Below are 11,969 nucleotides of genomic sequence, written 5' to 3'. Positions count from 1 at the left end.
GTGGTGACGTGGCGGCCGGGCACCCTCTCCGGGGCGCGCGCCCGGCTCGACCAGCTGGGTCTGATCGCGGTGGCCCGGGAGGAGCCGGTCGACGGCCGGCTGCGTCGCTACTACCGGCTCAGCGACGGCGGTGCTGCCGCCCTGGCCGAGCAGGCCGAGCGCCTGCGCCGCCGGGTGGCCGCCGCCGACGAGCAGCTGCGCCTGCGTCCCGGGATCGCCGGGGGTGCCGCGTGAGCAGTGCCGACGGCTACGGGCACCTGCTGTCCGCGTACCCGGCCCGGCTCCGCCGCACCTACGGCCCAGAGCTGGTCGCGACCATGGTCGAGATGGCCCCGGACGGCCGCCCCGGCCGCCGGGAGCAGTTGCGGCTGGTGGCCGACGGTCTGCGCGAGCGGTTCCGCCCGCCCGTGCGCCGCCCCTTCGCGCTGGTGCTGGCCGTGCTGGCCCTGCTGATCGGTGGTGCCCTGGGTGCGGCCGTCGGATCATGGGCCGGCACCTTCGGCTACCCGGCGCTGCCGGACGCCCAGCGGATCTTGCCGGCGGGCGAGATCCATGCCGATCGCACGAGCCGGTACGTATTCGCGGGGGAGACCCTCCAGGACAGCGCGGCGGTTCGACGGGCGGTCGAGGACAGCCACCGGCAGCTGGTCGCCGAGGGCTGGCAGGCCACCCCGGTGCACCTCGGCGGCCTGGTCACCGGTTACAGCTACACGGCGACCAAGGACGGCGTACGGTTCGACGTCCACTCGGCGTCCGATCCCGCCCAGGGCGCCCTCTACATCGGCATCAGCGGTTGGCCGCTGCGGCCCGCCGCCTACCTGCCGCTGACCATCGCCGGCATCCTGCTGGGTATGACGGCCGGCTGGCTGATCGGCGTCGCCCTGACCCATCGGATCCGGGTCGCCCGGCGTCCGCTGATCAGCGCGATCCTCGCGGTGACCGGCCTGGTGCTGGCGATCCCGTCCGCGGCAGGCTTCGTCGTCTCGCTGATGAGCTACCTGACCGCCGTCGAGCCGACGCCCATCAGCGGCGCGATGATGCACGAGGAGGGCTTCTCCTTCGGGCCGACCGCCGAAACCCTGCTCGCGCTACGCGTCTCGGAGTGGCCGCTCGTCTCGGTCCAGAGCCTGCAGCTGCTGTGGATCTGGGGCTTCGCGGTGGTCGCGGTGGCTGCCGTGCTGGCCCGCCGGGGCGTCGAACGGGAAGAGCTGGTGCCCACGGCCGGGTGATGCTCGAAAGCGGAGCAGCCGGACGGGTGACGGCCGTGAGACCGTTCCGGAATGATCACAGTCCCGGCGGGCAGCACGCTTCTGCTGCGCTGCCCCGGAGAGCAGCCGCTGGCGTTGATCGTGCTGGCCGAGGTGAGCGCGGATTTCGTCGCCGAGCTGCCACCGATCCCGGTGCTCAGCCCCGACGGCCCGGGCGTCCGCCGCTTCGGCGTCCTGGAACTGGTCAGCAACGCCGGCGTCACCTGGGTCGAGGCGGAGCTGCGCGACGGCATCCTCACGCACTCCGGTGAAGCACCCACCGACGTGGTCCAGCGCCGCGGTGCCGCGCGGCGCCCCGGCACGTACGCCGCCACCGGCACCGCCCAGCTCGACTCCGAGCCGGGCCGGCGGCTGGTGGCGGTATCGGGCCAGGTCGAGGACGTGTCCACCAGCGGCCTGCTGCTGCGCGCGACACCCGCCGACAGCGTTCACCTGCCGCCCGGCATCGTGCGAAGCCTGCTGCACATCAGCATGCCGTGGGGCGACATGGCGGCCACGGTCGCAACGGTCGACCAGCGGGCCGACCAGCTGCGCGGCACGTACGAATGGATGTCCCCGGCCGACGAGGCCGCCCTGCGGGCTTTCTGCTCCTCGCGCTGAGGATCCGGCGAGGCTACTCGTCGCCCGGCACGACCAGGCCGGATTCATAGGCGAAGACCACAGCTTGGGCGCGGTCGCGCAGGCCTAGCTTCGTCAGCAGGTTGCTCACGTGAGTTTTGACAGTGTGCCCGCTGACCACCAGTTCCGCCGCGATCTCGGAGTTCGACCGGCCCCGCGCGAGCAACCGCAGCGTGTCCATCTCCCGGCTGGTCAGTTCGCCGAGGCGCCGGCGTAGACCGGGCCGGGTGCGCCCCCGGTCCATGAACTCGGCGATCAGCCGCTGGGTGATCGCCGGGGCCAGCAGTGACTGCCCCTCGGCGACCAGGCGGACCGCGCGGATGAGGTCGTCGCGCCGGACGTCCTTGAGCAGGAAGCCGCTGGCGCCGGCGCGCAGAGCGTCGTAGACGTACTCGTCGATGTCGTGCATGGTCAGGACCAGGACCTTCGCCTCGGTCCTGCGGCACACCTCCGCTGTCGCCCGCACGCCGTCCACGCCCGGCATCCGGATGTCCATGAGCACCAGGTCCGGCTGCAACTCGACCGCCTTGGCGATGGCCTCGGCGCCGTTGGTCGCCTCGCCGACGACGGTGATGTCGTCGCTGGCATCGAGGATCATCGCGAAGCCGCCGCGGAACAGATCCTGGTCGTCGGCGACGAGCACCCGGAGCATTCCGGTCAGCCGATCGGCAGGATCGCGGTGACGGTGAAACCGGGGCTTCCCGGCTGGATGGTCAGCCGGCCACCGCAGGCCGCGACCCGCTCACGCATGCCGATCATGCCGTACCCTTCCCGCACGTCACCCGCGCCCCGGCCGTCGTCAGCGACGTCGATCTGCAGGTTGTCAGCGTTCCAGTGCAGACAGACATTGACGGTCTTCGCGCGGGCGTGCCGGATCGTATTGGTCAACGACTCCTGGACAACCCGGTACGCGGCCGTATCCGTGTCGCAGGAGAGGTCGCGCGGTTCGCCGTGCACCTCGGCGGACGCTTCCAGGCCGGCCCGGCGGGCGTTGTCGACCAGGCCGGGCAGGGCGCCGATTCCGGGCCGCGGCTCGCGGGTCGCACCGAGGACGCTGTCTGATTCGCGCAGCGTTCCGAGTATCAGGCGGAGCTGGCCGACCGCGTCACGGCCCGCGGCGGCGATCGACTCGAAGACCGCCTTGGCCCTCTCCGGATGATTCCGCAGGACCAGGGGGCCGGTCTCCGCCTGGATCAGGATCAGTCCGACGGAGTGCGTCACGATGTCGTGCATGTCGCGGGCGATCCGGGTGCGCTCCCGGGCGACCGCGGCGGCCCGCTCTTCCCGGATACGACCTTCGCGCTCGCGCACGGCGTCCCTTCTCGCCCGCCGGGCCCGTGCTCCGACACCGAGGGCGTAGGCGGCGACGATGACCGTGACCAGGTAACGGTAGGTCTCGAGATCCTCGCGCGGGACGATCAGCGACAGCGCTACGCCGACGACCAGGCCCGTAATGCCGATGGTGCGCCGTGTCCGCGAGAGGTCCGCCGCCGCGAAGGTGTAGGTGCACACGAGCACGCCGTACGGCAGCAGCAGCACGGATTGCGGCAGAGACTGGGCCGTGATCGCCATGAGCGTGGTTGCGCTGCCGACGATCACCCCTGTCGAGAGGATGGCGTGGCGACGCCACAGCACCGGGGCCGACATCAGGACGGCGAGGGTGACGAACCACCACGGCCGGACGTGGGGAACCAACGAGGGGGTCAGCGTCAGCGCGGTGACGACGAGCGCGACCGCGACGTCCGTCCGCTGAACCCTGAGGATGTCCGCCCGCATCACCGCTCCCGATTCCGGCCGAGACCGCGGCCAGCCTATGCGATCGCCACCTGCGGTCACCACGCCCGACCGGCCGAGGACCGTCTCACTCGCAAGAGTGAGGTCCACCGGTCCGTACGCGCGCCACGCGTACCGCTCCCGTCGGCGATGTGCCGGCGATCCGGTTCCAGGACAGTTGGCCACCTGCACACGGGAGGCAACACGATGAACTCGTCAATCCGGCGTCTCGCGGTAGCCGTCGTCGCCACGGTGGCGTCGGCGACGCTGTTCGTGTTCGGTACCGGGCTCACACCGACGCCCTGGCTCACCTGGCTCGCACCATTGCCGGTGCTCCTTCTCGCCCTTCGCGTCCGCGCCCGGGTGGCGTTCCTGGCGGCGTCGGCCGCGTGGTTGGGCGGCGAAACGCCGATGTGGGGTTACTTCCTGAACACAGTGCAGATCCCACCGCCGATGGTCGTCTCGATCGTCATCGGGTCCGCGCTGCTGTTCGGCCTGGTCGTACTGCTCGCGCGAGGGCTCATCCGGCAAGGTCGTCCGCTGCTGGCGGTCGCCGCGACACCGGCCGCCTGGGTCGTCATCGAGTACGCGATGTCGGTGCTGTCCCCGAACGGAGCCTGGTGGAGCCTCGCCTACACCCAGGCCGACATCCTTGCCGTCCTGCAGGCCGCCGCCGTCACCGGACCGTGGGGAATCACGTTCCTGCTCCTCGGGGTACCAACCGCCGTTGCGGCCCTCCTCGCACCCCAGGCCGCAGGCCGGGCACGCGTGGCGGTCGCTGCCGGGTTGATACTGGCCCTGACGGCAGGGTACGGCGTTTGGCGGCTCCACACGCCGGGCGGCGGCGGATCAGAGCAGGTGGCGCTGCTCGCGACGGACCGTCTTTCCGATCCCACCCCGGTCGACACGCCGGAGGGACGCAACCTGCTGGCCGAGTACGGGACACACATCACGGAAGTCGCCGCCCGAGGTGCCCGCGTCGTCGTCATGCCGGAGAAGGTGTTCGCCGCCGACGACACGACGCTCCCCGTCCTGGCGACACCCTTGGCGCGGCTCGCCGCCGACCACGGTGTGGATGTCATCGTCGGGTTGGTCCTCGAACAGCACGGTGCGCTCCGTAACGCGGCCATCGACTTCCCCGCGGATGGCGGCCGGCCCGTCGTGTACTTCAAGCACCACCTCATCTCCGGGCTGGAAGGCGATTTCGCGCCCGGTGACCAGCCGGCGTTCGTGGCCGATTCCGGTACGCGCTGGGGTATCGCCATCTGCTTCGATCTGGACCTGCCCGGCCTCGTCCGCGACTACCGTCGACGTGGCGCCACCACACTGTTCGTACCTGCCTGGGACTTCAATCAGGACGCCTGGCTGCACGGCCGGATGGCGGTCACCCGAGGCGTCGAGAGCGGGCTCACCGTGGCCCGTGCGGCACGGAACGGCGACCTGGTCGTGAGCGACGCGCACGGCCGCATCGTGGCCGAGGCGCACAGCGCGGACGCGCCGTTCGTATCTCTCGTCACCACGTTCCCGGACAGCCCGGCACCAACGATGTACGCGAAGTTCGGCGACTGGTTCGCGTGGGCCTGCATGGTGCTGCTGCTGATCGGTCTCATCCTCGTGAACCGGAGCTTGAAAGGACGACGTAATGCGCAACGTGGTGCTGTACGAGCTGGTCTCCCTGGACGGCGTGGCGGAGGAACCCGGAGAGGGCAACTGGTTCATCGACTCTGACCAGCGGCTGATGGACAACCTCGCCGAAGTCATCGCGCGTCAGGACACCGTGCTGCTCGGCCGGCGGACCTACGAGAAGTGGGCCCCGCACTGGCCGGCTTCCACGATGCAACCCTTCGCCGACTTCATCAACACCACCCCGAAGATCCTGTTCTCGTCGACCGCGCTCCACCCCACCTGGTCGGCAACCACCCAGGTCACCGGCAACGCGGCGGCCAACGTCGCCGACCTGAAACGCCGAGCCGGAGGGGACATCGGCATCCACGGCAGCCTCACGCTGGCCCAGGCGCTGCTGCGCGAGCACCTCGTCGACGAACTTCGGCTGGTCGTCTCGCCCAGCCTGGCCGGCGGCGGACGACGGCTGTTCGACGACACCGGCGATCTGCAGCGCTTCAGCCTCGTCAGCGCTGACCGCTCAGGTGGCTGCCTCCTGCTGCACTACCGGAGGCGTGATGCCTGACAACTCCTGTGTGAGGGGACCATGACACTCGACGACGAAGTTCGCGCCGTTTCGGCGGCGTGGGATCAGGCGCTGATCGGCAACGATGCGCCTCTGGTCGCCGACTTCATGACCGACGACTGGGTCTATGTCGGTCCGGGCGGCGCCACGCCGAAGGCCGACGTCATCGGCTGGATCGCCTCCGGCCGGCTGATCCATCACAGCATGGTTGTCATCGGCGCGGATCGGGTGGTGCGCGCCGGTGACGCGGTTCTTGTCACGGCGCGCAAGGCGAGCTCCGGAAGCTGGGACGGAGTGGCGTACACGGCCGACGAGTGGATCACGGAGGTCTATGTCCGGACGGATGCAGGGTGGCGCTGCGCCCTCAGCCAGAAGACCGGCGTGTCGCAATGAATCCTCAGCGCAGCAGGACTGCGCGTCGCGGTCCGCCGCTGGGCACCGGCCGTCTGAGCCGGCCTGCTCGCTCTGTCCAGTACACGGCTGCGAACTCTTGGCAAGATCACCTCACTCACCCTGCGTAACGTTGCAGGCGCCGACAAAAGGCGCCGACAAACGGACTCGGCGTATTCGTCAGATTGCTGAGGGTGAGCGCATCGTCCGGCCCATATTCGGCGAGCCAATGCCCTGCGACCTTCTGTAATCGTTTCGCGTTTCGCCGGTCATGCAAAGATCAGAAATGCAACATGAATGCGGCTCGGTGTTGACGGGCGGGCGAAGATACAGCGGTGATCGATGAATCTTACGAGTGGGCCCAGCCGCCGGCGCGATTGACCACCCGGTCGCACCGCGTGCCGGACGGAGATCACTACTCCGTCGCTCGTCATAATCAATCCCGGCCGGCCGATGATCGTCCCGAGCGCGGCGGCGCTATCCAGGCCCTTGATCACGATGTGCTCGTCCGCCGTTCACTGGAGATCTCGTCCAGCTGCTTCACCACGATCATCAGCATCCTGCAGGGCGTCGCGCTGGCGATCCTCGCGGACAACACCTTCAACGACCCCTCGCCGCTCGCCTACTTCCACAGCGTCTGCCTGGCGTTGGTGCTGGTCGGCGTGTTCTACACGTACGTGAACATGAGCATCATGCTCCGCTGGGCGCCTTCCTTCCTGGACTCGTTCATGCCGTTCATGATCGCGGGACTCGAAATTCCGCCGGCCTACTTCCTCGGCCAGGTTGCGGCCTGGAACACCTGGCTCGGAATGCTCTGGCTGGGCGCGGCGACCGGCTTCTACGTCAACATCAAATGGTCACCGGCCTCGCACTTCGGCAAGGAGCCCAAGGCGCACCGCATTTTCCACCGGATGTACCACGAACTGATGCTCACCTCGCTGGCCTGCGGGCTGGCCATGGGCTTCTTCGGTATCACCGCGCACCTCTACCCGGCCGCCGGCCCCTGGCTGGGCGTCGCCGGCGTCGTCACGGTGCTGGCGACGATGGCGATATTCGTGACTCGTTCGGAGATCAGGTCCTCGCAGATCCACGCCCGGTTCGGCGTCCACCGGCCGCCCTTCAACTGACAATTCTCCAGGCTGGGGGGATCCCCTGATCAGCCCTTGACGGCACCGCGGTGCGGCATCGGTTCGGTGGTCGCGGGCGATTGATGGAGCCGGGCGAGGCCGTCCGGCCCGGCACTGCCGAGTGGTCGATGCTGGGTGGGGGAGCCGAATACAAAAGGCGAGGCCGCCCCATCAACCATGAATCGCAATTCCGGCGTGCTGTTGCTCCTACCGCCTTACTGTGGCACTGGACGTCCGTGAGGCACGTCCAACAGTCCACTCATTCGGGCCATTGATCACGTAGACCGGGAGCCAGCCGTTCGCGCGGGTGACGCCGCAGGCGTCGTACCGGTCACCGAGGACCACCTGCGGGCGCCGGCAGCCGAGAATGTCTCCGCGCTAAAGGTCGTCCACGCGGCGTGAGGTGATGGAGTTCCGCCCGAAGATCGGCAGGTTGCCGGCGATGGGCTGTTCCTTCGTCCGGCGCCAATGGCCGTCATGAATGTCTGTGTGCCGGCCGTATTGGTCCGTTCTATCGTTCGGCTCTTGTCCGGGTGGTCACCCCACGTAGCCAGCCACCCGGACGAATCCGACTTAACGGCCGGATAACATTTTCTGCGAACTCTTTTCGAATGCATTCCTGAACCGGCCGGCGGACCGGAACCGTCCCACCTGTTCATGCTTTGTTGCCGGGATATTGACGTCTCGCAACACGGAAGTAACAATCACCGGAGAGCGCTCTCTGCTCCGCACCGCACGGTCATCCCCCGCCCCGCCGTACGTCTGTCCCCACGGACGCGCGGCAACCCGTCCGACAGGTGAAACATGACTCTGACGTCCCCACCGCCGCAGAAACGCCGACACCGCGGGCGGGTGGTGCTGAGCGCCGTCCTCGCCGCCGCCCTCGGCACCACCGTCGTCTCGATCGCCACCAACGCCAGCGCCGCGGACATCCCGGTGTCGCAGGGCAAGGCGGCCACCGCCTCGTCCGTCGAGAGTGCCGCCTTCACCGCGGCCGCCGCGGTTGACGGCAACGCCGGCACCCGCTGGTCCAGCACGTTCGCCGATCCCCAGTGGTTGCAGGTCGACCTGGGCAGCACCCAGTCGATCAGCCAGGTCGTGCTGAACTGGGAGGCGGCGTACGCCTCGGCCTTCACCATCCAGACCTCGCCCAACGGCACCAGCTGGACCAACATCACGCCGGTCACCGCGGGTCAGGCCGGCGTCCAGACGCTGAACGTCACCGGCAGCGGCCGGTACGTGCGGATGAACGGCACCACCCGGGCCACCCCGTACGGCTACTCGCTCTGGGAGTTCCAGGTCTTCGCCGGCGGCACCACGCCGACGCCCACGGTCACCCCGACCCCCAGCGGTCCGGCCCTGCCGACCTCCGACACGCCTGACCTGGGCCCGAACGTGCGGATCTTCGATCAGGGCACGCCGGCGTCGACCATCCAGTCGGCCGTGGACCAGGCGTTCAACGCGCAGCTGCGCAGCCCGACCGCGCAGTTCGGCACCCAGCGCCACGTGTTCCTGTTCAAGCCGGGCAGCTACGGCCGGGTCTGGGCCAACGTCGGCTTCTACACCACGCTGGCCGGTCTCGGCCTCAACCCCGACGACGTGACGATCAACGGCGCGATCAACGTCGACTCCGGGTGGAACTACGGCGACGAGAAGAACGCGACCCAGAACTTCTGGCGCAGCATGGAGAACCTGTCGATCGTGCCAGAGGGCGGCACCAACCGCTGGGCCGTCTCCCAGGCCGCCCCGATGCGCCGGGTGCACATCCGCGGCAACCTGACCCTGGCGCCGTCGAACCAGGACAACGGGCAGGGCTACTCAAGCGGCGGCTACCTGGCCGACGCCGTGGTTGATGGTATCGTGTCCTCCGGTTCGCAGCAGCAGTGGTACACCCGTGACAGCCGGATCGGCCGCTGGGAAGGCGGCGTGTGGAACATGGTCTACTCCGGCGTCCAGGGTGCCCCGGCGAACGCGTTCCCGAACCCGCCGCACACCACGCTGGGCACCACCCCGGTCTCGCGGGAGAAGCCCTTCCTGTACGTGGACAGCGCCGGCCTCTACCGCGTCTTCGTGCCGGCTCTGCGGCGCAACTCCGCCGGCGCCAACTGGCCCAACACCGCCGGCGCGTCGATCCCGATGCGGGAGTTCTACGTCGCCAAGCCCAGCGACAGCGCCGCCCGGATCAACTCCGCCCTGGCCCAGGGCCTGAACCTGTTCTTCACCCCGGGCACCTACTCGCTCAACGAGACCATCCGGGTCACCCGCCCCAACACCGTGGTGACCGGCATCGGCTTCCCGACCCTGATCCCGACGGGCGGGGTCGAGGCCCTGAACGTCGCCGACGTCGACGGGGTCAAGGTGAGCGGTCTGACCTTCGACGCCGGTACGACCAACAGCCCGACGTTGATGAGTGTCGGACGGGCCGGGGTCCACACCGACCACGCCGCGAACCCGATCAGCCTGCAGGACGTCTTCTTCCGGATCGGCAGCAGCGTGCAGGGCAAGGCCACCACGACCCTCGCCGTGCACAGTGACGACACGATCATCGACCACATCTGGGCCTGGCGGGCCGACCACGGTGGTGCACCGACCGGCTGGACGGTGAACACCGGCGACACCGGTCTGCTCGTCAACGGTGACGACGTCCTGGCCACCGGCCTGTTCGTCGAGCACTATCAGAAGTACGAGGTGATCTGGAACGGCAACCGCGGCAAGACGATCTTCTTCCAGAACGAGAAGCCGTACGACGTGCCCAACCAGGCGGCCTGGATCGGGCCCCGCGGTAACGGATACGCCGCCTACAAGGTCGCCGACGCCGTCACCGACCACGAGCTCTGGGGCGGCGGCTCATACGCCTACTTCAGCGCCAACCCCAGCGTGCGGGTGGACCGGGCGTTCGAGGTGCCCAACCGGTCCGGCGTCCGGCTCCGCAGCGTCCTGACCGTCTCCCTCGGCGACGTCGGCACCATCGCCAACGTCGTCAACGACACCGGCGGCTCGGTTCCCAACCCCGCCGGCAACACCACTCCGCGCAACGTCGTGGCGTACCCCTGATCCTCGATCCTGACGCAACACTGACGTTAACCCGGCGGTCATCGGTGCAACCCGCACCGGTGGCCGCCGCCGTCAGATATCGGCTTGAACCGGTTGATCGGAGGGAGGCGGACGAGGTTCTCCCGATCCACCCGCTGATGCATCCGTCGGGCGGATTCGCCTGATCCAGGTACGACGTCGTCCTGGCCCGCGAAGGCCGTCAGCCGGATTTCGGCACATCGACACGCCGGTAGGGGTGGCGTAACCTCTGTCCGTGGAGGTCGGCGGCCAACGCTCGAGCACGCCAGCAACGCGGAGACCGCAGTTGCCGCCCACAACGCGTTTCCACGCCGACCGGCGTCAGTCCGCACTGTCGACGAAATGCTGACGGCGTGACAGACGGACGCACCCGGCTGTACGGCCGCGCGAGCGAACGCGCGCAACTCGACGGTCTGGTTTCGACAATCCGTCGTGGCGCGAGCCAGTGCCTGGTACTGCGCGGTGAATCCGGGATCGGAAAGACTGCGCTACTGCACCATCTGGTCGCGTCGGCGTCGGATCTGACGGTCGTCCGGGCAGTCGGGATCGAGTCGGAGATGGACCTGGCCTATGCCAGCCTGCATCAGCTGTGCGTTCCGCTGCTCGACAGGCTGGGCAAGCTTCCGGCGCCCCAGCGGCAGGCCGTCGAAATTGTTTTCGGTTTGAGCATTGGACCGCCGCCGGACAGGTTCCTCGTCGGGCTTGCGATGCTGAGCCTGTTCGCGGCAGCGGCCGAGGAGCGCCCGCTGCTCTGCGTGGTGGATGACGCGCAGTTGCTGGACCAGGCCTCGGGTCTGACGCTGGCCTTTGTCGCCCGGCGGTTGCTGGCGGAGCCGATCGGAATGGTGTTCGCGATTCGCGCGCCGAGCGAAGAGCTCCGCCAGCTGCCTGAACTGGAAGTGCGGGGCCTTTCCGACGCTGACGCCCGCGGGCTGCTCAGGTCGGCAGTGCGGTTCAAGCTGGATGAGGCCGTCCGTGACCGGATCGTGGCGGAGACGCGAGGGAATCCGCTGGCTCTGCTCGAGCTTCCGCAAGGCTTGACCGCCACACAGCTCGCCGGAGGCTTCGGCGTTCTGGAGGCACAGGCGATGACCGCACGAATCCAAGAGAGTTTCGTGCGGCGCCTTGAGCTGCTCTCCGGCGACGGCCGGCGTCTGTTGCTGGTCGCGGCAGCCGAGCCAGTAGGAGATCCGGTGCTGTTGTGGCGTGCGGCCGAGCGGCTCGGCATCGCGCCGTCAGCCGCGGACGCGGCACAGGCGGAGGGTTTGCTGGCGATCGGGGAGCGGGTGACGTTTCATCATCCGCTGGCCCGCTCTGCGATCTACAAGTCGGCGACCGCGGTCGAGCGCCGCGCGGTCCACCAGGTACTGGCGCAGGTCACTGATGCCGATGCTGATCCGGACCGTCGTGCATGGCACCTCGCCGCCGGCACGGCCGGGCCTGATGAGCAGGTTGCCGCCGAGCTCGAGCGCGTGGCCGACCGGGCGCGAACTCGTGGCGGGCTCGGCGCAGCCGCCGCGTTCCTGCTGCGCG

At 68.9% G+C, this 11,969-nt stretch carries 11 protein-coding genes and 1 pseudogene; 9 read left to right on the top strand and 3 right to left on the bottom strand.

From position 1 onward, the window contains the following. The 3 genes and pseudogenes from AB0C29_RS14975 to AB0C29_RS14965 all read left to right on the top strand — a co-directional run. A pseudogene (locus tag AB0C29_RS14975) lies at window positions 1-234 on the top strand (PadR family transcriptional regulator); the annotation flags it as partial. Further along, the gene (locus AB0C29_RS14970; protein WP_360820412.1) at window positions 231-1,229 is read left to right on the top strand and encodes a hypothetical protein; all 999 of its coding nucleotides are present in this window, start codon (window positions 231-233) and stop codon (window positions 1,227-1,229) included. The pseudogene AB0C29_RS14975 and the gene AB0C29_RS14970, both read left to right, overlap by 4 nt. A 51-nt stretch (window positions 1,230-1,280) precedes the next feature. After that, a complete protein-coding gene (locus AB0C29_RS14965) occupies window positions 1,281-1,868 on the top strand; it encodes a hypothetical protein (RefSeq protein ID WP_360820409.1) in 588 nt (195 codons plus the stop codon). 13 nt (window positions 1,869-1,881) lie between these two features. Here AB0C29_RS14965 and AB0C29_RS14960 read toward each other — a convergent pair whose 3' ends face one another. Both AB0C29_RS14960 and AB0C29_RS14955 read right to left on the bottom strand, forming a co-directional pair. Then, window positions 1,882-2,538 carry a response regulator transcription factor gene (locus AB0C29_RS14960; RefSeq protein ID WP_360820406.1) on the bottom strand — a complete coding sequence of 219 codons (657 nt, stop codon included), beginning with the start codon at window positions 2,536-2,538 and terminating at the stop codon, window positions 1,882-1,884. Between the two features lie 5 nt (window positions 2,539-2,543). Further along, window positions 2,544-3,662, bottom strand: coding sequence for a histidine kinase (locus tag AB0C29_RS14955; RefSeq protein ID WP_360820403.1), 1,119 nt, complete (start codon window positions 3,660-3,662; stop codon window positions 2,544-2,546). Between the two features lie 204 nt (window positions 3,663-3,866). On the opposite strand from AB0C29_RS14955, the gene AB0C29_RS14950 reads away from it, so the two are divergent. From AB0C29_RS14950 to AB0C29_RS14940, 3 genes are read left to right on the top strand one after another with little or no spacing between them, the layout of a single operon-like run. Beyond that, window positions 3,867-5,387, top strand: coding sequence for a nitrilase-related carbon-nitrogen hydrolase (locus tag AB0C29_RS14950; RefSeq protein WP_360820401.1), 1,521 nt, complete (start codon window positions 3,867-3,869; stop codon window positions 5,385-5,387). Then, window positions 5,302-5,847, top strand: a complete 546-nt coding sequence (locus AB0C29_RS14945) for a dihydrofolate reductase family protein (protein WP_360820398.1) — start codon at window positions 5,302-5,304, stop codon at window positions 5,845-5,847. The genes AB0C29_RS14950 and AB0C29_RS14945 overlap by 86 nt, the downstream gene beginning before the upstream one ends. 21 nt (window positions 5,848-5,868) lie before the next feature. After that, the gene (locus AB0C29_RS14940) at window positions 5,869-6,240 is read left to right on the top strand and encodes a nuclear transport factor 2 family protein (RefSeq protein WP_360820396.1); all 372 of its coding nucleotides are present in this window, start codon (window positions 5,869-5,871) and stop codon (window positions 6,238-6,240) included. A 266-nt stretch (window positions 6,241-6,506) separates the two neighbouring features. Here AB0C29_RS14940 and AB0C29_RS14935 read toward each other — a convergent pair whose 3' ends face one another. Beyond that, the gene (locus AB0C29_RS14935) at window positions 6,507-6,734 is read right to left on the bottom strand and encodes a hypothetical protein (protein WP_360820393.1); all 228 of its coding nucleotides are present in this window, start codon (window positions 6,732-6,734) and stop codon (window positions 6,507-6,509) included. Window positions 6,735-6,737: 3 nt separating this feature from the next. On the opposite strand from AB0C29_RS14935, the gene AB0C29_RS14930 reads away from it, so the two are divergent. The 3 genes from AB0C29_RS14930 to AB0C29_RS14920 all read left to right on the top strand — a co-directional run. Then, window positions 6,738-7,364, top strand: coding sequence for a hypothetical protein (locus AB0C29_RS14930; RefSeq protein WP_360820390.1), 627 nt, complete (start codon window positions 6,738-6,740; stop codon window positions 7,362-7,364). 804 nt (window positions 7,365-8,168) lie between these two features. Further along, window positions 8,169-10,418, top strand: coding sequence for a discoidin domain-containing protein (locus tag AB0C29_RS14925; protein WP_360820388.1), 2,250 nt, complete (start codon window positions 8,169-8,171; stop codon window positions 10,416-10,418). 371 nt (window positions 10,419-10,789) lie between these two features. Next, window positions 10,790-11,969, top strand: a 1,180-nt coding sequence (locus tag AB0C29_RS14920) for an AAA family ATPase (protein ID WP_360820385.1), incomplete at its 3' end; no start/stop codon positions are given.

The organism is Actinoplanes sp. NPDC048791, from assembly GCF_040650095.1.
GTDB lineage: Bacteria > Actinomycetota > Actinomycetes > Mycobacteriales > Micromonosporaceae > Actinoplanes.
This window is presented reverse-complemented; position numbering and strand designations above follow the sequence as displayed.